The sequence below is a fragment of the Micromonospora sp. NPDC047738 genome (assembly GCF_040642675.1).
In the GTDB taxonomy this organism is placed as follows: domain Bacteria; phylum Actinomycetota; class Actinomycetes; order Mycobacteriales; family Micromonosporaceae; genus Micromonospora.
In genome coordinates this window covers 56727-83192 of sequence record NZ_JBEYSO010000018.1, presented here as the reverse complement: position 1 = coordinate 83192, position 26466 = coordinate 56727, and the positions used below count along the sequence as shown (strand labels likewise).

The following is a 26466-nucleotide window of genomic DNA, read 5'->3' as shown; positions in this document are numbered from 1 at the left end:
CTGTCTTTCCGGCGCCTCGTGGGCGCCTGTTCCCCGACCGCGGTGGCGGCCAACTACCTGCGTTGCCCGAGTCAGGGCGTGGGAGTGGCCGCGCTGAGGACGCTGCCGAAGAACACCATGACGGTGAAGATGATCATCGGGCCGACGAAGACGTAGCCCAGGACGAGACCGGCGACGGCCATGCCGTGCCCCGACCGCGTGCCGTCGCGCGTTTCCCGCATGGCGACGTGGCCGAGGATGACGGCCAGGACGCAGGGCAGCCCGAACAGACACCACCCGCCGAGCACGCCCAGGATCCCGAGCACTAGCGACGCCGCGGCCATGCCCGACGCCAGCGGCGGCTGCACGGCGACCGGCCGCACAACCGGCGGAAAGGCCGGGTACGGCACCGCCGAGACCGGCGGGTACGCGCCGCCCGGTGTAGACACCGGCGGGTACGGCCCGCGAACAGCGGACACCGGCGGATACGGCCCCGGCAGAGAGGGGATCGGCGGCTGCGGGCGGGTGGGGTCGACGCCTGGCTGCGGGTAGGTCATCGTTCGGGTTCCGTTCCTTTTTCGAGTTGGGTGAGCAGGGCGCTCACCTCGTTGTGCAGGCGACGCAGCTCGGCGGCCGTGGGCGCCAGCTCGTAGCAGTGGTGGTGGGCGGCGGCCGACAGGGCCGCCCAGGTGAACGCGACCTGACGGGCGACCTGGCCGCCCGGCCCGAGCCGGCCGCGCAGCATCAGCTGCTTCGCCCGGCCTTGCCGGCACGCGGCCACGGTCGGCTTGACCCGCCGCCAGTAGGCGTCGACGCCACCCTCAAGGGCGAGCCGGATCAGGCAGGCACACGCCCGCGGCCACCAGCCGGCGGTCACCGCGGCCGCGCCGAGCCCGCCGGAGCCGCGCAGCATCTGGTCGGCCGCCGCCAGGCAGCGCTGCGGCGTCGGCGCGGTCACGACTGGACCTCCCCGCGACCCGCGCGAGGCGGCGGCAGGACCTCCGTGAGGTGGCGGACGTCCGCGACCAGGCCGGGCAGGTCAAACAGGTACGCTCCGTGCACGCCCTCCTTGCAAGCCTTGTACGCGCCCACCGCCCGGGACCCGTGCCGCCGGCTCAGATACCCGAGCACGTCGGCGCCCCGGTCGGGGTCATCGAACAGCGCCAACGCGAGCGTCGTGGTCAACCGCCGCGACGCAGCCACGACGGCCGCCTCGATGTCGTCGTGTGGCACACCCCGGGCCACCCGCCGTCGCCACACGATCTGGTGGCAGGCCGCCTCGATCGCTGAGCGGCACAGCTCGGCCACCACCGGCCCGCGTACCTCGGAGGCGATCTCCTCGTTGCGGGCCAGGGCGTGTGCGTCGTCCAGGTAGCGGCGTACCGGGTTGGAACCGGGACGCAGGGTCACCACGGACCGTTCGGCGCGGGTCACCTCGATGATGCGGGACTGACCCAGGTCGAGCCGGCCGAGGGCGTCGGGCAGCCGGGTGTCGTGGGTGAACACGACAACCTGCCGCTGGTCGGCCAGCTCGGCGAGCACTCGCGCCAGCCCGTCCACCTTGGCCGGATCCATGCTCTGCACCGGGTCGTCGACCACGATGAACCGGAACGGGCTCTCCGGCGCGCAGCCGCGCGGCAGGAACGTCGCCAGGCCGAGGGCGTGCATTTCACCCTGGCTCATCACCCCGAGCGCGGTGCCGTTGTCGGCGCCGTCCACGCTGACCGGGATCACCACCCGCCGCCGGGTGTTCGTACCCTCCAGGGTCATCGCGCCCAGCTCGACGTTGCTCTCCTGCCGCAGCTGCGCCCAGATCCGCTGCGAGTGCTCCGCGAACGGCGCCACCCGCTGGTTACGCAGCTCCGCCCCGGTCGCCTTCAGCCACGCCCGTGCGGCCTTCACCCTGGCGAGGGCGGATTCCCGCTCCGGCAGCGCCCCGGCTGCCGCGATCCAGGAGCGCAACTCGCCCGCCGCGGCCTGCCAGCCGGTGTCGCGCTGGCGGAGCAGACCCTCCGCGTACGCCTGCGCGGCCTTCGCCGCCGCGAGCAGCGCCGGGTACCGGGCGGTCAGGTGGTCGGCGAGGTCCTCCGGCCCGCCCGGCGCCAACCGCAGCGCCGCCACGGCCGCCCGCAGCTCACCGACCGGGACTCCGGCGGCGTCGCCGTCGGGTACGTCGAGGTCGTCGATGAGGTAGTGCGCCCGCTGCAGCATGGCGGTCAGCCGCGCGGCGGCCGCCTGGGCGGCCAGGGTGCGGTCGCGCAGCTCCGACAGCGACGCGTTGGCGCTGGCCCGCCAGTCGCCGTCGAGGCGGCCGGTCGCGCAGACCGGGCACAGCCCGTCACCCCGGTCGTCGTGGTGCTCGATGGCCAGCCGGAGCAGCTCGGCGCTGCGCAGCGACGCCCGCGACCGGCCGCCGTCGTGCCAGCGCGCCTCGGCGGCCGCCTCCCACAGCTCCCCGGCGAGCCGGGTCACCTCGTCGGCATCGGGCAGCTGCATCGCCACCAGCCGCCGGCACAGCAGCACCGCCTCGTCCGCGGTGGCCTCATCCGGCTCGTCGAGGATCGCCGCCAGCGCCGCCAGGTCGGGGCGCGTCACGAGCAGTGCCGCCGCCCGGCGCGCCCGCTCGTCGGGTACCTCGGCCAGGGCGGCGGCGAGGGTGGCGCGCTGTGCGCGTACCTCCTTGATGGCGGCGTCAAGGGGGCGCGCGGCGGCCATCAGCCGGCGGTCGGCGTCGGTGATCGCCTCCAGGCCGAGGATCGCGGAGATCGCGTCGAAGAGCTGGCTCTGCGTGCCGGCGGTGAGCCGGCCCAGCTCGGCGGCGGTGAGGAACGGCCGGTACAGCTCCAGCGGTCGGGTCAACCCCAGCTCGGCGAGATCCTTGTGGCTGCCGTGCCCGCTGGTGACGCTCACCTCGGCTTCGCCCAGCTCAGCTTCGGACGGCCATTCGCGGACCACGCGGGTGGGCGTGGCGACCCCGTCGACTCGCAGGTCGACGGCGATTCGGCACGGGTCGCCGGCGTGCAGGTTCCGCCACCCGGTCCTCCACACGCTGTTGCGGTCGGCCCAGCGGGCGCTGTCGCCGGTCAGGGCCAGCTCCACCGCCTCGGCGAAGCTGGACTTGCCGGAGCCGTTGCGGCCCACCACCACGGTCAGCCCAGGGCCGGGCTCGATCGCCAGGGTGCGCTCCGGGCCGACGCCGCGGAAACCGGCGACGGTGACCGACGAGAGCCAGATCCGCTCCCGCGGCTCATCCGCCGCCGTGCGCTGCGGTGCGAGGGTGGTCGGCTCGCCGCCGAGCGCGGCGGCCAGATCGGCCTCGCCGCTGAGCGCGGCGAGGACCACCTCGGCGGTGTCATCGGGTACGTGGTCGGCGGCGAGCCGGTCGAAGATCAGCTCGACCAGGGGTTCGGTGCGGTTCATCAGGACCTCCGCTGATGCGGCTGGGGAGGGCGTACGGTGCCGACGGTTCCGGCCCGGGCCGGTCCGCTGGTGGTAGTGGTGGTGCGACGAGGCTGTGGAGCTGATGCCGTGCGGCGTCAGCGGGCGGGGCGCCACTCGCCGCAGTTCTCGGAATTGAAGGCGTAGTCGGAGGAGCGGATGGTGACCTGCACGCGGCGGGCGCCATTGGTGAAGTAGTTGTCGATGATGTTTCCGGAGCTGTTCTGCCGCTCCCAGTAGCAGCCCTGGACGTCGTGGGTGACGTAGGTGCCGGGCTTGATTTCCTTGCCGACCCGGTAGGTGCCGGATCCGAACAGCCGGCCCTGAGCCTCCAGGTCGGCGTCGGCCTGACCGCGCTGCACGGCCTGCCGCCACTTCTTTGCGTGCGGGTGCTTGGGGCAGAGGATCAGCGCCGCGTTGATCTCAGGGATCTGCTCGCTGCTGGCGGCGAAGCCGGCCTCGGCGTAGACGTCCTCCGGATCGACGGCGGCGCAGATCTCGTACAGCGTCGAGATGTCCTGGTCGTCGTACTTCGAGACTTTGTAGGCCTGCTTCTCAACTGCCGTGACGATGTTCAAGCTGCCGATGATGTCGCAGGAACTCGGCTTGGCCGCCCAGACCTCAGCGAAGTCGGGCCAGCCGTCCTTACCGCCATAGACGGTGAAGAACGAGCCGCGCGACAGGCTGGCGGTGCCGCACTGCAGGTTGACCGGCGCCTGCTGGGGGATGTTCTTCGGATCGTCTGGGTAGGTGTCGCTGCTGTCGGGGATGCCGTCGCCGTCCCGGTCAGAGGGCGGAGTCGGGCTCGGAGTCGGGGAGGCGGTGACCGGCGGTGTGGGGCTGGCCGGAGGGGCAGCAGTCTTTTCCTCGGGAGCGCCGCCGCACCCCGCCAGCGCGACTGCCATCATGAGGGTGCCGAGTAGCAGAGTGCTGATGCTCGGCAGGCCGGGGCGTGCCCAGCCATGCGGCGAACGTGCCAAGGCCGCTGCCATGTGCTGATGGGTGGTGCGCATGTCATCTCCAGGCATGAGGTCTCGCAGGTCGGCATGCGACGCCGACCCGCGACGAAACTTGGTTTCACGTCGGGGAGGTAGGGCGGAGTTGATGCTGTGAAGTTGCTGTCGCGGGCGGGATCAGGCCGACGGAATACAAGTCACCTCGACCTCGACACCTTCGTTTCGGAGCGCCTTCATTGCCCGATAGAGCGCGACCTGGGCGAAGGTGAAGAGCGAGTCGACGGTGACTGCCCTTCCGCTGGCGAGGGCAATGGCGTAGATGACCTTGCGAGGACGGAAGTCCAGGTCGATGGTGCGACCCTGTTGGCGGGCCATCTCGACCAGTGCGGCTCGAGCATCCGGCTCGTATCGCAGCGCGTCGACGGACACCTCGCCTTGGGCGAACAGGTGGCTCAGTGGGGAGCTGCCCTTGGCTCGTTTGACGTGGATCAGCTCTCCGTCCGGTCCGAGCAGGTCGCAGGCCTCGATGCCGCGATGGTGCTGCGCCGTCCGCAGCAGGCGCCGATCTAGCAGAGTCAGACCACAGACCGAGGCGGCGTGGGCGTTGTAGTCCGCCTCTTCTGGCAAGGCGGCGGTCCACGCCGGCAGGGCGATGCTGGCGGGCCTAATCAACATCTGCTCTATCTCGTGGCGGAGGAACTCACGGTGCTGGTCGCCGATCTCGTACCAGCCGCCCTCATGCAGCAGGAGCTGACTCGTACCGTGTGCCAGCTGGGCGGTGATCCAACGGGACGCCGCCGTCGAGCCGAGCTCCTCCTCTCCAGCCGTGTCGGTGTAGAGAGTGATCCGACCGTTGCACAACGAAGCCCACCGCTCGCCATCGGGCACGTCGCTGGTCTGCTTGACGATGTCGGCGAGGGTGAGCTCCGACAGGCGTGCCGCTCGGAGGCCGGACTTGGGTACCCGGAGCTTGTACGACTGGATCCGCTCGATCTCGCCGAGGACCCGGCCGGGAACGCCCAGACCGATCTCATCCGGGTCGGGCAACCCGAGCAGTCGATCCAGCTGCTGCTCCAGCTCCGCCAGACGGGGATCTCGGGCTGGCACAGGACGGATCTGGGTGATGAACTCCAAATCTTCGAACGGAGGCTCCTGCCGGCAGACGCGATCGATTTCCCGCAGGTCAGCCAGAAGATTGGCCGGATCGACACCGAGGTGGATGCGTAGGGAATCGCTGCCCTCCACCGGCGTGGCCTTGCGGGTGGAATGGCAAGCGGTGAGGTTCATGTTGAAGGTCCGTCCGCAGACCTGACCGACGATCTCGCCCCACTTGTCGATCCCGTACATCCGAATGTGCTGACCGCCCGGCACCATGTTGCGGTCGACTCGACCGGACGTGCCGAACACCCGCCGGCGCACCTGCTTGATTTCGTCCGGCGCCAGCGAACGCACCGCGAAGCCGATCCCGAAACCAGGGTTGGCAAGGTCGAGGTCGATCATGTGCCGGCCGACTGTGCCGTAGGCAAGCGCGTAGACCTGATCGTCCACCGCGACGAGAAGCGCCGCACCGCCGCTGCTGAACCCTAGGTCGATCGTCTCTCCGGTCAGCGAAGCCAGCACGTCGCACCAGTCGGCCCGCTCGCGCGGCACCGTGCCGTGCACCAGCAGGGCAGACACGCCTCCCACCAGGCGTTCCTCAATGGTGAAGTCGTGCTTTTGCAGGTAGCGGCGATCCAATGCGTCGTAGAGACCCGCCACCGTCGGCGGTACCCGCTCCAGCTGATAGAGCGAGGTCGGGTAGGTGCCGGACGGCGGATCGGGCAGGTCCAGGTCGAACAGCGTCGGCGGATTGTTCGGTGGCCGAGTAGCGCCTTTGCGAGCGGTACGGTGAGTCGATCCGGTCCTGGTGGGCTGGTTCGCACTGCGCATGGCGATCCCCTCGCGTAGAGATTCGTGCTGGCGGTGATGCGGTGTGGACTGGGCCGGGGGCGGGCCTCGCGAGTCCCGCCCCCGGCGAGGCGAGGGTCAGCTCAGCGCGACCGTGACGCCGCCGGAGAACGGCGAGTCGTGCAGCTCGAGCTTGGCGAGCTTGACGTTCTTCGGGATGTCGAAAACGACCACACCGGTGACCTGGTTGCCGGGGTTGATGTCGTTGAGGAACGTCTCGGCGTTCTTGTTGGCGTAGATCGCGGCGCCGCCATCGGCCGAGTACTCGGTGCCGTCCGCGGCGTACGCCTTCTGGCTGCTGCCGTCGAACATCTGCGACTCCTTGCCGATATTCTTCACGTTGATCGTGACCAGGCAGAACTGGCCCTGCGCCTTCGCGCCGACCAGGTCGGTGCCGATCTTGGCGACGCCGCACTTCGACGACTTGACGGTGAACTCGAACTTCCCGTCCCGGGCCGGCTGGCCGATTTTCGCGGTCTTCGGCTTGTCGTCGCCCTTGCCGGCGCCGGCGTCGGCCTTGCTGCCGGTGCCCTCGTCGGTGCTGCCGGCGCCGCAGCCCAGCGCGACGAGGCCGGTAGCGATCAGAGCGAGGGTCGTGGTCTTGCGCATCGTTTTCCTCCTGCTGTGAACGTTGCGGCGTCAATGAGAGCATTATCTGTGAACACTGTCAACGCACATGATGCTTGACAGGTGTGACACACTCCGAACGTGCAGGAGACCCCGACCATCACGGCGGCGGAGATCGCCCGGCTCGCCGGGGTCGGTCGCGCCGCGGTCAGCAACTGGCGCAAACGGCACGGCGACTTCCCCGCCCCGGTGGGCGGCACCCCGGCGAGCCCCGAGTTCGACCTCATCCAGGTCGAGCAGTGGCTCCGCGACCAGGGAAAACTGCCCGAACTTGCCACCGCCGACCGGCTCTGGCAGCGCCTCGCTGCCGCGAGCCAGTCACCGGCCGCCGGCCTGGCCGCCGTCGGCGCCCTGCTCCTGGCTCGGCAACGCGGCAAACGCCCCGACCGATCAGCAGGTCCGCAGCTCACGCCGCTGCTACCCGACATCGACGCGCTCGCCGACGAACTCGGACCGCAGGGCGCCTTCGACGCGCTGTGGCAACGGTTCTCCGCCCCCGGACCCGGCCGACTCTTCGCCACCCCCGACGACCTGGCCGACCTCATGGTCGGGCTCGCCGGTGTCGGCGGCGGCTCCGTCCTCGACCCGGCCGCCGGTTCCGGCGCCGTCCTCCGCGCTGCCGCCCGCGCCGGCTGCACCTCGGCGCACGGGCAGGAGATCGACGAGGACCTTGCCAGGCTCGCCGGATTGTGGCTGGCCCTGCGCGACGTTCAAGGGGAGCTGTCCACCGGCGACTCACTACGTGCGGACGCCTTCGCCGGACGCACCTTCGACGCCGTGGTCTGCAACCCGCCCTTCGGCGCCACCAACTGGGGCGACGAGGAGCTTGGTCACGACCCACGCTGGATCGTCGGCACCACTCCGCGCACCGAACCCGAACTGGCCTGGGCCCAGCACGCCCTCGCCCACCTGCGCGCCGGTGCCCACGCTGTCCTGTTGATGCCACCCACTGTCGCCAGCCGCCGCGCCGGCCGGCGCATCCGCGCGGAACTGCTCCGTCGCGGCGCCCTACGCGCCGTTATCGCACTCCCACCTGGCGTGGCCGCGCCGCACGGCGTACCCCTGCACCTGTGGGTCTTGCGACGGCCCGCGCCTGAGGCTCCGCCACCCGCGCGAACGTTGCTGATCGACGCCGCCGCAGGCGATGTCGCCACGAACTACCCGCGGATCCTCGGCACGTGGCGGTCCTTTGCCGCCGCACCGGACGCCGACGTCGAGGAAGCCGGCTTCGCCCGGGCCGTCCCGGTGATCGAGCTGCTCGACGAAGAGGTCGACCTCACCCCCGCACGCCGCCAGCCCGCCGTCGGGGGCGAGGCCACCGGAGAGCATCTGGTACGCACCCAAGAGCGCCTGGCCGCCATCGTCGGCGACCTGCCGGCGATGATGCCGCAGGTCACGCCGGCGCCCGCCGAGCAGTCGTCCTCGCCGATCCTGACCGTCGCCGAACTCGCCAAAGTCGGCGCGTTGCAGCTGATCGGCCCGCTGCGCCCGACAACAGGCCGGCACACTGAAGACGAGCCGGAGACAGCCGACGAAACCGCAGTGCTCACCGCCCGCGACGTCGTGGAAGGAGCCGCTCCTTCCATAGGCAGAGTTGCGGGTCAACCCGTCCGGCTCGCCGAGGGTGACGTGGTGGTGCCGATACATGCCAGTCGACTCACCGCCCGAGTCATAACCGACGAGAAAGCCCTCCTGGGCCCGAACCTGTACCTCCTGCGGCCCAACCCTGCCGCGCTGGATTCGTGGTTTCTCGCCGGCCAGCTGCGCACCTCGGCGAACGAGAAGCAGACGTCGAGCCTGTCCGGGACATTGCGCTTCGACATCCGCAGAGCACAGGTCCGCCGGCTACCGCTGGACGAGCAGCGGATACACGGGGAGACGTTCCGGCGGCTGGACGCCTTTGAGTCGGCAATCCGACAGGTGGCGGAGCTCGGGGCGGAACTCGCCCAGCTGTCAACGGATGGACTGGCGCGAGGCGACCTCACGCCGGGCGCCCGGCGTCGAGACCAGCGCAAACCGCCGGACGGGCACTAGCCGCATGATCGTCCAACGTTGTACGGTCATGCGTCCGCCAGGTGTGGGGCCGTTACGGCGGGCAGCAACTGCAGACGGGTGTCATCGTGAGGGGGCGGGATGACGCTGGGCACCATTGGTGGCTTCGAGTTGATCAAGCCACTCGGGTCGGGCGGTATGGGCGACGTGTTCTTCGCCGTCTCCCCGACCGCCGACCGGGTCGCACTCAAGGTGATCAAGCAGCACCTCATCTCGGCGCCGACCGTCCGCGAACGGTTCGCCGCCGAGGTGGAAAGCCTCAAGCTGGTCTTCGGCTCCCGGGTGGCCCGCTTCGAGGACGCCGACCCCTACGCCGACCCTGCCTGGCTCGCGGTGGAGTACGTGCCTGGTGCCACCCTGCGCCAGCACGTCGACGCCCGGGGAGTGATGTCGCTGCCGGTGGCGGCCATGGCCGGCGCGATGCTCGCCGACGGGCTGGCCCGGGTGCACCAGGCCGGCATACTGCACCGCGACCTCAAGCCGCAGAACATCATCCTCAGCCCGGACGGACCGAAGCTCATCGACTTCGGCCTGGCGATCCTGATCGGACGAGACGAATACCTCACCCAGACGGGAGAGATGGTCGGCACGCCTGCCTACATGGCTCCCGAGCAGGTGCGCGGTGAGCGGGAGCTGACCGCGGCGGTGGACATCTACGGCCTCGCGGCGACCCTAGTCTTCGCCCTCACCGGGCACGGCCTCTACCCGTCGACGAACTCCTGGAACCTGCTCCTGCGCATCAGCGAGCCGACCGACTTGCCGGACCTGTCGGACGTGCCGGGCGAACTGATCGGACTGCTCGGCGCGATGCTCGCCTACGACCCGAGTGCGCGGCCCGCCCTCGACGACGTCCGCGCCCGCCTGCTTGCGGTAGCCACCACGACCAGCGGCAAGAGCATCCTCGACCTGCGGCACGAAGTCGCCGAGCTCACCTACGACGGCGGCACCGAGCTGGGCGTTCCGCCGGCCCTGCAGGATCCGAAGCAGGATCCGGAATCCGCCACCGTCGTCGAGGACGAGACCGGCCCCGAGCCGGATACCGCCCCGACCAAGGCCGACCCGGAACGAGTCGCCGACCAGCGCGTCGACGTCAGCTGGCTGGTCGACAAGATCCGCCGCCAGTACGCCCGCCGCTCGACCCTGTAGGAAGGCTCCACCAGATGACCACCTCCCAGGACGCCACCTTCGCCCCGGGCTCCCGCATCGTCGTACGGGACGAGGAGTGGCTGGTCCGCAGCGTCAAGACCGGCACGGCGGACGGCACCATGATCAAGGCCGTCGGCGTCTCCGAGTTCGTGCAGGACGTCGAGGCGACCTTCTTCACCGCCCTCGACGAAGACATCACGTCGCTGGTCCCCCAGGAGACGGAACTGGTCCCCGACCACTCGTCGCGGTTCCGGCAGAGCAGGCTCTTCCTGGAAGCGGTGCTGCGGCGCACTCCGCTACCCCGTACCGAGCGCGGTCTGGCCCTGGCCGACCGGTTCCTGCTCGACCCGCTGACCTACCAGCAGCGACCGGTCGAACTGGCACTGTCCGGCCTGCGACCGCGGATCCTGCTCGCCGACGTGGTCGGCCTGGGCAAGACCCTGGAAATCGGGCTGATCCTCGCCGAGCTGATCCGCCGGGGCCGGGGCGAACGGATCCTGGTCGTCTCCCCGCAGCAGGTGCTCGAGCAGTTCCAGCGGGAGCTGTGGACCCGCTTCGCTATCCCCCTCGTTCGGCTCGACTCGACCGGCATCCAGCGCATCCAGCAGGAGATCCCCGCCGGGCGGAACCCGTTCACCTACTTCAAGCGGGCCATCATCTCCGTCGACACCCTCAAGGACGCCGGGCAGTTCGGCCACCACCTTGACGCCACCACCTGGGACGTCGTCGTCATCGACGAGTCGCACAACCTCATCAACAAAGGCACGCAGCGCAACGAGCTGGCCCGCCGGCTCGCCGCGAAGACCGACGCGCTGCTGCTGGCCAGCGCCACCCCGCACAACGGCGACAAGGAGTCCTTCGCACAGCTGATCTCGCTGCTCGACCCGGCGGCCATCGCGAACGAGAAGGACTACGACGCCAAGGACATCGCCCACCTCTACCTGCGCCGCACGAAGATCAGCCCCGAGGTACGCGACCAGATCGGCGACCGCTGGGCCGACCGCGGCCCGTCCCAGGCGGTGCACTGCCAGGCCAGCCCGCCCGAGGAGCAGATCTTCGACGAGCTGACCGACGTGTGGCTGGCCGGCAAGTGGAGCGACGAGGCGATCACCGGCCAGCACCGGCTCTTCCCCTACACCCTGCTGAAGTCCTTCCTCTCCTCCCACCGTGCCCTGCACGAGACGGTGACCAACCGGCGCAAGAAGGCCACCGGCGCCGAGCGGGCGGCGCTGGACCGGCTCGCGGAACTCACCTCCGCGATGACCGACCGCGACTCCAGCAAGCTGCAGAAACTGGTCGAGGAGCTCAAGAAGATCGGGGTCGGTAAGGGCAGCGAAGCCCGGGCGGTGGTCTTCTCCGAGCGAGTGCCGACCATCAAGTGGCTCGCCGAGGTCGTCCCCGGCATGCTCGGCCTCAAGCCGAACGCCGTACGGGTCCTGCACGGCGGCGTCGCCGACACCGACGAGCAGAAGATCCTGCAGGAGTTCGAGCTGGCCGGCAGCGAGGTGCGGCTGCTGTTCACCGGCGACGTCGCCTCCGAGGGCGTCAACCTGCACCAGCAGTGCCACCACCTGATCCACTACGACATCCCGTGGAGCCTGATCCGCATCGAGCAGCGCAACGGCCGCATCGACCGCTACGGGCAGAAGCACCAGCCCCAGTTCCGGGCGCTCGTCCTCACCTCCGACCGCGAGGACGCCAGGGATGACCGGACGGTCTCTGAGAAACTGCTGAAGCGCGAGGAGGTCGCCCACCGCAGCCTCGGCAGCGTCGAGGCCGCCACCGGCCTCTACGACGCCAAGGCCGAGGAGGATCGGCTGGTCCGCGACCTGCTCAACGGCAAGACCGTCGACGAGTCCTACGAGGCCGTCCACGCCGAGATCGATGTGATGGCCGACCTCTTCGGCGAGGTGGGCACCGCCCCGGTCGCCGCTGATGTCGCGCGGGCCCGGGTGCCGAAGCTGTTCGACTCCACCCGCGACTTCGTCGACGCAGCCCTGTACGAGATCTACGAGGACCGGCCCGAGGACCACATCGACCTGCGCCGCGAGGACGAACTGCTGACCTTCCTCGCCCCCGACGACCTGGTCCACCGGCTCACCGACCTGCCCCGCTCCTACCTGCGCGCCCACCGCGAGGGTGAGGACCTGCGGCTGAAGGTCACCTTCGACCGCACGCTCGCCCAACGCAAGCTCGACCAGGCCCGGCAGAGCAAGACACCGATGTGGCCGGAGATCGCCTTCCTCAGCGACGTCCACCCGATGGTCGACTGGCTGGTCGACAAGGTGCTCATCCGTCTCGGCCGCCAGCAGGCCCCGGTGCTCACCGCCGACGTGACCGTCCCGACCTATTTGATCCAGGGCGTCTACGCCAACCGCCTCGGCCAGCCGACCGTGGTGCAGTGGATGGCCGTCTCCGGCCTGCCCGCGTCGCCGGAGATCCGGCCCATGGCCGAGGCACTCCGCGAGGCCAACGTCGGCCCGTCGATGGTCAACCGTGCGGAAGCGATCGCGGTCGAACCGCTCAAGCAGGTGCTGCCGCAGGCCGTTGAGGTGGCCCGGGGATACCTGGAGGGCAAGCGCGACGAGTGGGCCGCGGCCAACGCCGAGCCGTTGGAGAAGTACCGCCAGCAGCTGACCCATTTCCAGCAGGCCAGCATCTTCGACGAGTTGCCCGCGCCGCACCGCGAAAAGCGCCGCCAGCGCGTGCAGACCACCGTCCAGGAGCAGCACGACCTGCTCGACCGCCTGGAAACCGCCGGCGACCCGCTGCTGCGGGTGCTCGCCGTCCTCGTCCCGTCCCCGGAGAGTGCAGCATGAGTTTCGAGTCGCTGACCAACCGCGGCGAATACCTCTCCGCCCACTACCTCGCCGAGATCCTGCCCACCACCCTCAAGGGCGGCCTGCTCAAGCAGTGGTCCGAGGACGAGAAGGGCGGGCGTGTCACGCCCCGCGCCGGACTTCGCGGCATGCGCCGGCCCTACTTCGACGCCAAGACCGAACTGGCTGACGACGAGTTCTTCGACCCGGAGCGGCTGCGCAAGCTGCACCAGGAACTGCTCGAGGCGCTCGGCTTCGAGCCGCAGCCGCAGACAATCACCGTCGAGCGCACCGGCCAGGAACACCAGATCACCGTCGCCCACGCCGACCTGACCACCGGGCACGGCATCGTCGCACTCGACTGCGGCTGGGCCGTCGACACCGAGGCCGCCCAGGACCCGGACGACGCCGGCCGCCTCCTCGACCCGATCACCCTGCCCGGCAACGAGACCATCACCACCGGCGCGAAGCTCGCCTCCTGGCTCTTCGCCGCCGAGAACCCGCCACGGTACGTGCTCATCCTCAGCGGCGGCGTCATCACCCTCGCCGACCGCAGCGCCTGGGGCGAAGGCCGCTACCTCGCCGTCAGCCTCGACACCGCCTACGCCCGCAACGACGACAAGGAGTACGACGTCGTCGCCGCGCTCTTCGGCGCCGACTCGCTGCGGCCGCCCGCCGAGGGTGGCACCGAACCCCTCGCCGACCTGGTGGCCGGCTCCCGCCAGCACGCCGTCGGCGTCTCCAGCGAACTCCGCGAGGGCCTGAAGGTCTCCGTCGAACTCATCGCCAACGAGGTCCTCGACCGCATCCGGCAGGACGGCTACCAGCCGCAACAGGTGATGGACCTCGACGAACTGGCCAAGGAACTCGGCCGGGAGTCGCTGCGCTACCTCTACCGGATTCTCTTCCTGCTGTACGCCGAGGCCCGCCCCGAGCTGGGCGTGCTGCCGGTCAACGACCGCGAGTACGTCGAGGGCTACAGCTTGGCCCGCATCGGCGACCTCGTCTCCCGCCGGCTCGCCCCCTCCGCCGAGGGCGGCTTCCACCTGTACGAGTCGCTCGACCTGCTCTTCCGCATGGTCAACGACGGCCACCGGCCACGCGGCGGCGCGGAAGTCGACGACAAAGCCAGCGAGGGCGAGGGCCTGCGCTTCGAGCCGATGAAGTCGGACCTCTTCCTGCCGGAGAAGATCAAGCTCATCGGTCGGCTCATTCCCAAGCCCGACAGCGACGATCCGGACGCCCCTGGCGCGCCGACCATCGACACCCGGCTGCGCAACAAGGTCCTCTACCAGGTGCTGCGCCGGCTGATGCTCACCAAGGGTGCCAAGAAACGCCGCGGCGGCTTCATCTCCTACGCCCAGCTCGGCATCAACCAGCTCGGCGCAGTCTACGAGGGCTTGATGTCGTACACCGGCTTCGTCGCCACCGAGCAGCTCTACGAGGTCGCCAAGAACGGCGACCCCAAGGACGGCTCGTGGATGATCCCTGCTTCCAAGGCCGACGAGTACGAGGACGGCGTCTTCGTCTACAAGGAGGACCCGTACACGGGCGTCCGCAGCCGGGTCAGCTACGCCCCCGGCGCGTTCGTCTACCGGCTCGCCGGCCGGGACCGGCAGACGAGCGCCTCCTACTACACCCCGCAGTCGCTCACCGAGGTCACCGTCCAGCTCGCCCTGAAATACCGCCTCGACCAGGACGGCACGGAGACGAAGGCACGCGAGTTGCTGGACTGGACGATCTGCGAGCCGGCGCTCGGCTCCGGCGCGTTCCTCAACGAGGCGATCAACCAGGTCGCCGCCGAATACCTGCGCCGCCGCCAGAAGGAACTCGACGTCACCCTCGACCCCGAGCAGTACCACCTGGAACTCCAGCGGGTCAAGGCGTACATCGCCCTGCACAACTGCTACGGCGTCGACCTCAACCGAACCGCCGTCGAGCTGGCCGAGGTCTCGCTCTGGCTCAACGTCATGCACGCCGGCCTCCAAGCGCCCTGGTTCGGCCTGCACCTCCAGCCCGGCAACTCACTCATCGGCTCCGGGCGCAAGCTCTACGACCCCAAGCAGCTCGCCGACAAGTCCTGGCTCACCACCGCCCCGACCGAGAAGCCGTTCCGGGACGGGCCGATCGACGAGGGCACCATCCACCACTTCCTACTCCCCGCCGACGGGTGGGGCGCGGTCGCGGGGGAGAAGGAGGCCCGCGAGCTGGCACCGGAGGAGACCGCCAAGCTCAAGGCATGGCGTACGGCAATGAAGCGCACACCATCCGCCAAAGGAAAGAACTCACAGGTCAAACGGTTGCAGGCGCTCGCCCGGCGGGTCGAGTTCCTGTGGGGCCTGGTGCAGCAGCGGCTCGCCATCTCCGAGCGGGAGATCCGCCGCGACATCAAGGTCTGGGGCGCTGCGGACCTAGCGCCGGTGCGCGATGCGGTGGCCCGGGAGAAGATCCTCGCCGACCTGGCCGCGCCCGGCACGCCGTACTGGCGGCTCAAGACGTTGATGGACGTATGGTGCGCGCTGTGGTTCTGGCCGCTCGACAAGGTCGGCCTCCTCGACGGCTCCGACCTCTCGTACCCTGCCGAGCCCGTCCAGGTCTCGCACGTGAAGGACGTGCCGGCGTACGAGGAATCGGTAGTATACGAGGCCCCGGACATCTTCGGGAACGTGCAGCCGCAGCAGATGAAGCTGCCGACCAAGGCGCCCGGCGGGACCCGGCGGATGACCGTGGCGGAGCAGCTTCGCCAGCAGGTGCCGCTCACCAACCTCGACGACTGGCTCACCTTCGCCGAAGCCCTCATCGGCCGGAGCGACGTGGACGAGAACACCGAGCGGTTCTACGGCCGGAAGCTCACGAGCCTGAGCGAGATGAGCGACTTCGAGCAGAAGCTCGACGGGGTCATCGGCGTCGACTCGCCCTGGATGTTGTCGGACCGCTTCCCCTGGCTCCTCGCCGCCCACCAGATCACCGACCAGCAGGCCTTCTTCCACTGGGAACTTACCTTTGCCCAAGCCTTCGCAAAGGGCGGCTTCGACATCCAAGTCGGCAACCCGCCATGGGTACGCCCCGATTGGAAGGAAGACGAAGTCCTCGCTGAGAGGGATCCTTGGCCCCAGGTGGTGATGGAGGGGCCCATTGAAACGCGGCGCCAACGGCGCGAGGTAGTACTTCAGGATCAGTCGGCACGCGCTTACCTCTTACGCGAACTGGCCGCGAATGCGGGACTGGTTGCCGGCATCGGCGGCGTGACAACCTATCCGCTTCTGGCCGGTACTCGGCCCGACCTCTACCGATCGTTTATGTGCCGAATTTGGAGGCACCTCGCGTTAAGTGGTACAGCCGGTCTGATCCATCCGGACACGCACTTCAGCGGCTCGCATGAGGGATCGCTTCGCGCCGCGACGTACCGCCATCTCCGCCTACATGCACATTTCCAAAACCAGCGTCTGCTTTTCCCGGACATCGACTGGAGCCGTCAGTACTCAATCAACATCTATGGGTGTCAGCGTGAAGCCTCATTCACGCACGTTAGTTGGCTATTCGACCCTGCGGTCCTGCTCGACTCGCTCCGGCATGACGGGTCTGGCCCGCCACCAGCGATCAAGTACGGCGGTACCTGGGACCTGCGTCCGCATGCGTCGCGAGTTCTGTCAGTAGACCTTGAGCGGTTGGCTACCTGGCGGCGTATGCGGCCCGATGCCGAGGAGGCTGTGGAGCATACGCCGTTGCTCTATCCGGTAACCGTCCATGAGGAGCGTGCGATCGCGGCGATCGCTGCATTCCCGTTGCGCCTAGGATCGCTTGGGCCCTGGACCAGTCAAGGCTATAACGAGTCCACTGCGGTAAGTGAAGGCCTGATCCGCCGTGCCTTCCATCGGCCCGACGGGTGGGAGGGCGTCATCCTGCGAGGGCCGCAGTTCTCTATTGCGACGCCATTCGCAAAGCAGCCACCCAACACGGGTAGATACGATCTTCCGAGCGATCTCGACGCGCTGACTGTCGACGCAGTGCCGACTACCGACTACATCCGGGCGTGTGCCTTAGAGCGCTTCCGGTCCGCGCAGGATCTCTGGAACGGTCGCAGGTGCACGGAGTTCTACCGGCTGGCGTGGCGGGCACGGATCCCCTACAACACAGAACGATCCCTGTTCGCCGCGCTCATTCCTCCAGGGCCAGCACACATCCACGCCATCCACTCGCTGGCAATGTCGCGCGATGCCGACACAGTGCTTGCTGCTGCGTTTTGGGCAGCGCTGCCTCTCGACTATTTCCTACGCATCACGGCTCGCGCCCATCTTGGGCAGGTGGAGGCAAGGGCTCTTCCAGCTGGTTCGGAAGGACACCCTCTAGCCGGCCCGGCGCTATTGCGCACGCTCCGGCTCAACTGTGTGACCAGCGCCTATGCGGACCTATGGGCGCGGGTGTTCGAGCCAGGATGGGTTCATGAGCAATGGGCCTGTGACTGGCCCGGACTTGATCCGGTTGGCGGTTCTGGGCTGACACCCGACTGGGCCGCAAGCACGCCGCTTCGCGGTGAGCGCGCCCGCCGTGCGGCCTTGGTCGAGTTGGATGCGTTGGTTTCCGTCTGGCTTGGCATCGACGCAGACCAGCTTGTCACCATCTACCTGAGCCGGTTCCCACAGTTAGTGGACTATGAGGAGTCCACCTGGTTCGACGCTCACGGACGGAAGATTGTCGGAGATCGCAACGCGTTCGGCCGTGGGCAAACCAAGGAGCACTACCAGCAGCTGATTGGGTACGTGGAAGACCCAGAGCGGAACGAAGTGCCTGACGGCTACACGGCACCGTTCTATAAGGCGGATCGGGCGAACGAGTATCGCCAGGCGCATGCGGTGTTCAGTCGGCGGCTTCAGGATGCGATCGACGCGGGCTGGCAGCCGTCATGAGACCGACCATCGCCGCCGACACCCTGCGCCGCACCCTCACGCAGTACCTGACCACCACCTTCGGCCTGACCGAGGAGGGCGTACGCCAGGGGTTGGAGGGCTTTCTCTCCCACCCGGAGCAGGGCATCTTCCGCGGTCCGTACCTACGTATCCGCACCCCCTTCCGCCCGGCGGAGGGCGACTGGCGGGCGAGCCTCGACTGGGCCCCGGCCGACTTCACCCCCTACCTGCACCAGGCGAAGGCGTTCGCCCGGCTGTCGACCAAGTGCAAGGCGGCCGAGCCCACACTGATCACCACCGGCACCGGCTCCGGCAAGACCGAGTCGTTCCTGATCCCCGTGCTCGACCACTGCCGCCGGCAGCGGCAGCATGGGAAGGCCAGCGTCAAGGCGATCCTGCTCTACCCGATGAACGCCCTCGCGACCGACCAGACGCAGCGCATCAACGAGCTGCTCGCCGACCCGGCGCTCAGCGGGGTCACCGCCGGTCTCTACATCGGCGACGTCGCGGCCATCGAGTACCCGCATGTGATGACCAAGCGATCGGAGATGCGCCGCACCCCGCCGGACATCCTGATCACGAACTACAAGATGCTGGACCTGCTGCTCCAGCGCGCCGACGACCTGCCGCTCTGGGAGGATGCCGAGCCGGCGTACGTGGTGCTGGACGAGTTTCACACCTACGACGGCGCGCAGGGCACCGACGTGGCGATGCTGCTGCGGCGGCTCGCCGCCGCGCTCGGCCTTGACGAGCCGGACCGCCCGCTCGGGCCGATCTGCCCGGTCGCCACGTCCGCCACCCTCGGCGAGGGCGGTGGCCGGGACGGCCGGACGGCCATCCGAGAGGTCGCCGAGCAGGTCTTCGGCGTCGCCTTCGACGCCGAATCGCTGGTCGGGGAGGACCGCTACGAGCCGGGCGAGTTCATGGCCCGCCAGGACTTCAGCCTCCCGCTGCCCAGCCCCGAGCAGCTCGCCGCCGTCGACGACCGCCACCCCGAGCGGATGATGGCCGAGGTCGCCGAACTGGTGCTCGGCGAACCCTGCCTCGACGACCCGGCGCGCCTCGGTGAGCTGCTGCGCCAGCACCCGCTGACCAAGGCGGTACTTGACTCGCTGCAGGCACGGCCGTGCACCCTTGACGAGATCATCGACGTGCTGCCCCGGAAGAACGCCACCGGCTGGGGCAGCGCCATGAAGACCCGCCCCGAGGTCACCGCGAAGGCCCTCGCCCGCTTCGTCGGTCTGCTCTCGATGGCGCAGAATCCGCAGGCGCCGGGTCGCCCGCTGCTCAACATCGAGACCCACCTGTGGGTACGCGCGGTCTCGCGGCTGTTGCGCGGCGCCTCCCACCAGCCCGCCTTCGGCTGGTACGGCGAACCGCCCCGCGAGCTCGACCCGTACGCGCCCGACGCCGACGTGGTGGTCGCCGACAACCGTTACCCCCGGCTACCGGCCATCTACTGCCGGCACTGCGGCCGCTCCGGCTGGATGGCGCTATCCCCGGAAAAGGACCCGCAGGAGCTGGAAACCGACCCGGACAAGATCTACCGGGCCAGCGTCGGCCGGGACAAGCGCCGGGTCCGCGCGCTGATCGCCGCAACCGAAGACGAGATCCGGCAGCGCCCCGGCGGCCTGTTGGTCCTGGAGTACGGCCGCCGGGTGCGCCCCTTCGACCCGCAACGGGACAGCGAGCCCAGCGACGACGCGATCGTCGTGCTCGGCGACCTGTCCGCCATCGACGCGGCAGAGAAGGACCGCTGCCCGTCCTGCGAGATGGACCACGGCATCCGCTTCCTCGGTGCCGGTCTGGCCACCCTCGCCTCGGTAGCGATCACCCAGCTCTTCACCGGCGGGGAGCTGGACGAGCGCGAGAAGAAGACGCTCCTCTTCAACGACTCGGTCCAGGACGCCGCGCACCGCGCCGGTTTCGTCGCCAACCGCTCCTACGCCTTCTCCCTGCGCTCCCTGCTGGCCGACCAGCTCTCGCCCGGAGAATCCGTAGGGCTCGACGATCTTGTGGCAAAGATGGTGGAGGCGGCCGCGCAGCCGGAAATCCTCTCCACCGTCGTCCCGCCCGACCTGCACGACCAGCCGGGGGTCGACAGCCTCCTCGCCGGTGAGCACACCGGCAGCCGGGAGACCTGGTCGCTGATCAGCGAGCGACTCGTCTTCGCCGCCGTGATGGAGACCGGGCTGCGCTCCCGCCAGGGCCGCACCCTGGAGTTGACCCGCAGCGTCGCCGTCGAGGTCGCCCTCGACGATCCCGCGAAGGCCGCCGCGATCTGCCGGGACGTCCACCTCACCGGCCCCGCGCAGCTCAGTGCCGCGCCCCCGGACGACGCCCGCTACCTCGCGTTCCTTCGCGGCCTGCTGGAGCGGCTGCGGACCCGCGGCGCGGTCTACCACGAGTGGCTGGCGCCGTACCTGAAGCGGGGTGGCACCCGGTGGCAGGTCTGGGGTGGCCGCCCAGCCGGTATGCCGGCGTTCCCGAAGGGTGTGTCGGCGCCGGCGTTCCTGCTCGCGACGTCGAAGTCCCGCTCCGAGTTCGACGCGATCGCGGCCCGTGGCAACTGGTACCAGGACTGGACCTCGCGGTGCCTCGGCATGGACCTTGGCGACACCGGCACCTATCTCGCCCGGCTGCTGCCGGCCCTGGCCGCCGCCGGCATCGTCGCCGCCGGCGAGGCCGAGGACGGCAACGCGGTGTACGGGCTGATGCCCGGCCACCTGCGGGTCACCCGGCTCGCCGACGCCGACGCCGTGCGCGCGGGAGTCGGCTGCGACACCTGCCACTGGCAGCAGACCGAACACCCCGACCGGGTCGGCGACTGGCTCGGCCAGCCGTGCCGCCAGTACCGCTGCCGCGGCCGGCTCCAGGCCGCCCACGACGACACCGCGCCGGACGACTACTACCGGCGGCTCTACCTGGAAAGCTCCGTCTTCCGGGTCGTCACCGGCGAGCACACCGGCATGCTCACCCGCGCCCAGCGGGAGACCGTGGAGAAGCAGTTCCGCGAGGGCCACCGGTACACCGACCCGAACGTCCTGTCCTGCACACCCACCCTGGAAATGGGCATCGACATCGGGGCGCTCTCCGCGGTCGTGCTGGCGTCCCTCCCGCACGGACCCGCCAACTACGTGCAGCGGGCCGGCCGGGCCGGCCGTAAGAGCGGCAACGCCCTCGTGCTCACCCTTGTCGGCCGTAGCGAGCGGGACCGCTACTACCTGACCGAGCCGCGGGACATGATCGCCGGGCAGATCGTGCCACCCGGCTGCTTCCTGTCCGCCGTGGAGATCCTGCGCCGGCAGTACCTGGCGCACCTGATCGACCTGGCCGCGCGCGGCCGGCTGCCCGGGGTGCTGCCGATGCCCCGGCGGGCGCACGTCCTCTTCGGGCCGAACGGTTGGCTCACCAACCTCGCCGAAGCCGGCCGCCGCGACGGCGGCCGGCTGGTGGAGGACTTCCTGGCGCTGTTCGGCGACAAGGTCCTCCGCGCCGCCGCCGACCAGCTTCGGGAGTTCGCGGTGGACGGCATCGTGCACCGGGTGAAGGAGGCCGACGAGAACTGGGAGGAACGGCTGGCCGATCTGCGGCGCCGCCTCCAGGAGATCGCCACCGCCCGCGGCACCCTGGTGCCCAGCGACCCGGACCACGCCCGCGAGATCAAGATGCTCAAGGCCGAAGAAGCCGCGGTCCGCCGCCGCCTGCGCGAGGTCAGCGCCGCCGCCGCCCACGGCACCATGGTCGAGTTCGGGCTGCTGCCGAACTACGCGCTCATCGACAGCCGCACCGACCTCGAAGCCACCCTGACCTGGGAGGAGCAGACCGACGGCGACCGCCGGTTCCACAGCGAACTGCGCGAGTACGCCCGCCCCGCCCGCCAGGCCCTCGTCGAGATCGCCCCCGGCAACAGCTACTACATCCGCGGCTACAAGCACGAGATCTCCGGCCTCGACGTCGGCCCGGCCGACCGGCCCGCGTACGAGCAGTGGCGGGTCTGCGCCCAGTGCGGGTACGTGCGCACCCACCTGGCCAAGGAGGACACCAGCGCCTGCCCGCGCTGCCAGGACCGGGGCATCGCCGACCACGGACGGCTGTTCCAGGTGCTCCAGCCGACCCGTGTCTACAGCCGCGACAAGCGCGACGACGCCCGGATCCGGGATGACAGCGACGACCGGGACCGCCGCTTCTACGCCACCACCGTCGCGGTCGACATCGACCCCGCCAAGGTCGGGTCGTCGTGGCGGCACGCGCACGACACCTTCGGCGTCGACTACAGCCGGCACGCCATGATCCGGCACTTCAACCTCGGCGCCCAGCGGTACGACCGGGCCGCCGAGCTCTTCGCCGGTGACGAGGTGCGGATCAACCGGTTCCACACCTGCACCTCCTGCGGTGGCACCACCGTGGACGGTCTGCCGGCGGCGAGCCAGCAGCTCGCTGCGCAGGCCTCCGGTGCGGCCGTCGTGCAGGGCGCGGAGCATCACCGGCCCTGGTGTCCGTACCGGCGCTCCCCGGCGGTGCCGGAGGCGCACGTGGACCTGATCCTGGCCCACGAGCTGGAGACCGAGGCGCTGCGCATCCTCATTCCAGCGGCGACCGCACTGGTGCAGGAGCGACTGCTGTCCTTCGCCGCCGCGATCAAGCTCGGCATAGCGGCCCAGTACGGCGGCGAGCCGGCCCATCTGCAGGCCGTGTCCGCCACCATGCCGGATGGGCAAAGCGACGGCACCCGCAACTTCGTGGTCGTCTACGACACCCAGCCGCAGGGCACCGGCTACCTTCACCGCCTGGCTAAGCCGGAGGAGTTCCGCGCGGTGCTGGAGCTGGCCCGGCAGCGCATCGCCGACTGCGACTGCCGGCACGAGGCGAAGCCGGTGTGCCACCGGTGTCTCCTGCGCTACGCCCGCAACGAGCACTTCGCGCTGATGAGCCGCGACGAGGCGCTGGGCATGCTCGACAAGCTTCTCGACACCTGGGACGTCCAGGAGGGCACCCGTACCGATGAAATTTCGCTGATCCATCAGGTGGAGAGCGAACTAGAGCTGCAGTTCCTGACCAAGCTGCTCACCCTCGGCGAGACGCCAGGCTCCGGGCTGCGCATCGACCGGCGCCGCGACCACGACGGCGCGCGCATCGCCGACCTGCGATTCATCCGCGACGGCGGGCAGAGCGTCACCCACTGGCAGATGAAGCTGCAGAACACGGTCAAGGGCACCCGACCCGACGTGCACTTCAAGCGACTCGACGCGCCCTCTCCTGAGGTGGCGGTCTATCTCGACGGGTTCAAGTATCACGCCACGCCCCAGTACAACCGGCTGGCCGACGACGCCGAGAAGCGGGCCCGGCTGCGCGCCCACGGCTACCTGGTCTTCGCCGCCACCTGGGACAACGTGAAGACTTGGGACAGCGCCGAAGGGCTAGGGGAGTGGATGCCGTACGGCGGGGTCTGCAAGCAGGCGGCCCGGGACAACTATCGGAAGTTCCTCCCGGGCGCCGACCCGGACGAACTCGAAGAGACCATCTGGACCAACCCGGTCGAGCAGCTGATGCGCTTCCTTGCCGACCCTGATCTCGTGCGATGGCAGCGTCGAGCGGAAGCGACCCTGGCCGGGATGCTCAAGCAGGCCCGCGACAACAGCCCCACCGACTCCGCCGGCGTCGGTGAGCGACTGCTCGCCTCGCTGCGCGGCGAATCGCTGCCCGCGCCTTCCCCGCAACGCCACATCATCGTCGGCCGTGCTCGGGACAACGCGGATTGCGCGGTGACGGTGGTTGTCGACGGCCGCAGCAAGCCGCTGCCGACATGGTCGGCGCTCACCGTCGTCGACGACCTGCCGGCCGCGGTGGCCGACGAGGGCCACAAGGAACGCTGGGCGGCCTGGCTCGCCTGGGGCAACGTCATCCAGTTCCTCAGCAACGGCGGTGGTGATGCCGGCCAGCTCGCGGTCTCCACGCTGGACGCCTTCGATCCCGCGTCGATGGCGGTCACCGAAGGCACCGGGCTGGTGCTGGCCCAGCGCGCACTGCCACTGGACGAGGAAACCGCCACCTGGCTCGGCGTCGCGCCCCAGTCGGTGCCGGCCGAGCCGGATCCGGTCGACGACGAGTCGCCCTGGCAGGAGGTCCTGCGGTACATGGACCGCGACGAGAACACGCTGGAGCTTCTCGTACAGCAGCTCGCGCGGCAGAACCTGCCCGCGCCGGTGGTGGGCTACGAGCTTGGCGATCAGGCGTGGCCGGCCGAGCTCGCCTGGCCCGATCGGCGGATCGCCATCGTGCTCACGGGCCCGGTCGACGACCCGGAGACGGAAGACCGGGATCGCGCGTACGCCGAGGCGGGCTGGCATGCGCGGACGGCGCGGGAGTGGTCGGTTGAGGAATTGGCAGCACAGCTCACGGGGACGAGTGGGGGACAGAGCTGATGAGCACCGGAGCCACCCTGCGGATGCTGGACCGCGCCGACAAAGAGGTCATGAAGCTCACCCGCGCCGACATCGGCGCGGTCTACGAGTTCATGCACAAGTTCCGGCACAACCCGGAGAACCCGGGACTCAAGCTGAAGTCGCTCAACGGCGACTCCCGGCTGATGTCCGCCCGGGTCAACCGGGACTACCGTGCGCTGCTGCTGCACATCGCCGACCGGGACTACCTGCTCGTCGACGTCAAGCACCGGGGCGAGGTGTACGACGACCTGTCCCGGTACGCGTACCGGATCAACCGGATCACGGGTGGCATCGAGGTCGTCGACCTGGCGCCGATCGGCGACAGCATCGTCGGCCGGGTCGTGCCGCCGGACACCGAGCCGAAGCCCGCTCAGAAGCCCCTCTTCGACGTGTACACCGACGCCCAGCTGCTGGACCTGGGCGTCTCCGAGCCGCTGCTGCCGCAGATCCGTGAACTCACCACCGAGGCCGAGCTGCTGGAACTGCTCGACCGGGCGCCGCAACTCACCACCGACGTCTTGTTCGCGCTCTTCGACGGCACCCCCTATGACGAGGTGCTCAAGCAGGTCACGGACCCGGTACGCGCCGACGAACCGGTCGACCCGGAGGACTTCGAAGCGGCGGTGGAACGCCCCGCCACACAGGTCACCTCGGACGACGAGGCGCTGCAGGCGATCATCGGTGAAGCCTTCGAGCGGTGGCAGATCTTCCTGCACCCCACTCAGCGCAAGCTGGTCGAGAAGAAGTACAACGGGCCTGCCCGGGTCGGCGGCGGTCCCGGCACCGGCAAGACGATCGTCGCGCTGCACCGGGTTGCGCACCTCGCCCGGCAGCTGCCGCCCGGTACGGACAAGCCCATCCTGCTCACCACCTTCAACCGCAACCTCGCCGCCGACCTGCGGACCCGGCTGCTGGCACTCGGCGGCCAGGAACTGGTGGCGCGCGTCGACATCGTCAACATCGACCGGCTGGCCAGCCGCGTCGTGACCGAGGCGAAGGCGGGCGGGAGCCGGCGGGTCGTCGACGACAACCGGGTCCCCGAGCTGTGGAGCGAGTTCCTCCTCGAGACCGGCGAGTCCGGCTGGGATGCGGAGTTCCTCGCCGCCGAGTGGACCCAGGTGATCCTCGGCCAGGTCCTCAACTCTCGGACTGAGTACTTCAAGGCGCGTCGCCCCAACCGAGGCCGCAGCCTGACCCGCGCCGAGCGGGACCAGATCTGGCAGCTGACCGAGCGTTTCACCACGTGGCTCGAAGGCCGCGGTGTCTGGACCTGGCGCCAGGTTGCCCAGCGAGCGGCACGCCTGGAGATGGACCGCGCAGCCGCGTCCAGCGAATCGTCCGGCGGTTTCCACCGCCCCCGCTACCGCCACATCGTGGTCGACGAGGCCCAGGACCTCAGCGCCGCCCACTGGAAGATGCTGCGCGCCATGGTTGCTCCAGGCCCGGACGACATGTTCCTCACCGGCGACACCCACCAGCGCATCTACGACAACCACGTGACGCTGAGCAGCCTCGGCATCAACATCCGCGGTCGCTCGTCCCGCCTCACCCTCAGCTACCGCACCACCCGTCAGATCCTGGCCGACGCACTGCAGATCATGACCGGAGAGGTGTACGACGACCTGGACGGTGGCGAGGAGGACCTGGCGGGTTACCGCTCGCTGCTGCGGGGTGCCCGGCCGGCGTTCCGAGGCGCGGGGACCTGGGCGCAGGAACGGGATCTGATCGCCGAGCAGCTGCGGGCCTGGGGTAACCCGACCAACGGCTCGGTGGCCATCTGCCTGCCGACGAGGGAACTGGCGGCAGACGTGCTCAGCCGGTTGGAAGCCGACGAACTGCCGGCCGTGGAGATAGGGCCGGACGGCCCGAAGCAGCCGGACGGCATCCACGTCGGCACCATGCACCGGTTCAAGGGCCTTGAGTACCAGCGCATGATCATCGCCGGCGTCAGTGACGGGCTGGTGCCACGGCAGATGATCAGCCGGTACCGGGACACCGACCCCAAGCGCTACCAGCGCGAGCGCCAGCGGGACCGGTCCCTGCTCTTCGTGGCCGCCACCCGGCCCCGCGACGAGCTGGCGGTGTTCTGGCACGGCACGCCCAGCCCTTTCCTGACCGCTCGCCTCGTGCAGCGGCAGCTGACGTAACT

At 69.6% G+C, this 26466-nt stretch carries 12 protein-coding genes; 6 read left to right on the top strand and 6 right to left on the bottom strand.

Going from position 1 to position 26466, the window contains the following annotated elements:
• Positions 1–71: 71 nt before the first annotated feature.
• The 6 genes from ABZ783_RS24760 to ABZ783_RS24735 all read right to left on the bottom strand — a co-directional run bounded on the left by ABZ783_RS24760 (position 72) and on the right by ABZ783_RS24735 (position 6929).
• Positions 72–536 (bottom strand): DUF4190 domain-containing protein, encoded by a 465-nt coding sequence (locus ABZ783_RS24760; RefSeq protein WP_357442068.1) that lies wholly within the window; start codon positions 534–536, stop codon positions 72–74.
• A complete protein-coding gene (locus ABZ783_RS24755) occupies positions 533–937 on the bottom strand; it encodes a hypothetical protein (protein ID WP_357442067.1) in 405 nt (134 codons plus the stop codon). Before ABZ783_RS24755 ends, ABZ783_RS24760 begins: the two co-directional genes overlap by 4 nt.
• Positions 934–3399: an AAA family ATPase gene (locus tag ABZ783_RS24750; RefSeq protein WP_357442066.1), complete on the bottom strand. Its 2466-nt coding sequence runs from the start codon at positions 3397–3399 to the stop codon at positions 934–936. Before ABZ783_RS24750 ends, ABZ783_RS24755 begins: the two co-directional genes overlap by 4 nt.
• A gap of 116 nt (positions 3400–3515) precedes the next feature.
• Positions 3516–4430, bottom strand: coding sequence for a hypothetical protein (locus tag ABZ783_RS24745; protein WP_357442065.1), 915 nt, complete (start codon positions 4428–4430; stop codon positions 3516–3518).
• A 120-nt stretch (positions 4431–4550) separates the two neighbouring features.
• Positions 4551–6302, bottom strand: a complete 1752-nt coding sequence (locus tag ABZ783_RS24740; protein WP_357442064.1) for a DUF6119 family protein — start codon at positions 6300–6302, stop codon at positions 4551–4553.
• Between the two features lie 96 nt (positions 6303–6398).
• Entirely contained in the window at positions 6399–6929 is a 531-nt protein-coding gene (locus ABZ783_RS24735) for a DUF4352 domain-containing protein (protein ID WP_357442063.1), read from the bottom strand.
• Positions 6930–7028: 99 nt separating this feature from the next.
• Here ABZ783_RS24735 and ABZ783_RS24730 point away from each other — a divergent pair, with 99 nt between their 5' ends.
• The 6 genes from ABZ783_RS24730 (at position 7029) to ABZ783_RS24705 (ending at position 26464) form a co-directional block, all read left to right on the top strand.
• Positions 7029–8981, top strand: a complete 1953-nt coding sequence (locus tag ABZ783_RS24730; RefSeq protein ID WP_357442062.1) for an N-6 DNA methylase — start codon at positions 7029–7031, stop codon at positions 8979–8981.
• A gap of 99 nt (positions 8982–9080) precedes the next feature.
• Positions 9081–10145 (top strand): serine/threonine-protein kinase, encoded by a 1065-nt coding sequence (locus ABZ783_RS24725; RefSeq protein ID WP_357442061.1) that lies wholly within the window; start codon positions 9081–9083, stop codon positions 10143–10145.
• 14 nt (positions 10146–10159) lie between these two features.
• Positions 10160–12964 (top strand): helicase-related protein, encoded by a 2805-nt coding sequence (locus ABZ783_RS24720; protein ID WP_357442060.1) that lies wholly within the window; start codon positions 10160–10162, stop codon positions 12962–12964.
• Positions 12961–17871: a class I SAM-dependent DNA methyltransferase gene (locus ABZ783_RS24715; RefSeq protein WP_357442059.1), complete on the top strand. Its 4911-nt coding sequence runs from the start codon at positions 12961–12963 to the stop codon at positions 17869–17871. Before ABZ783_RS24720 ends, ABZ783_RS24715 begins: the two co-directional genes overlap by 4 nt.
• Positions 17868–24296, top strand: coding sequence for a DEAD/DEAH box helicase (locus ABZ783_RS24710; protein ID WP_357442058.1), 6429 nt, complete (start codon positions 17868–17870; stop codon positions 24294–24296). Before ABZ783_RS24715 ends, ABZ783_RS24710 begins: the two co-directional genes overlap by 4 nt.
• The gene (locus ABZ783_RS24705; RefSeq protein WP_357442057.1) at positions 24296–26464 is read left to right on the top strand and encodes a UvrD-helicase domain-containing protein; all 2169 of its coding nucleotides are present in this window, start codon (positions 24296–24298) and stop codon (positions 26462–26464) included. Before ABZ783_RS24710 ends, ABZ783_RS24705 begins: the two co-directional genes overlap by 1 nt.
• Positions 26465–26466 lie beyond the last annotated feature (2 nt).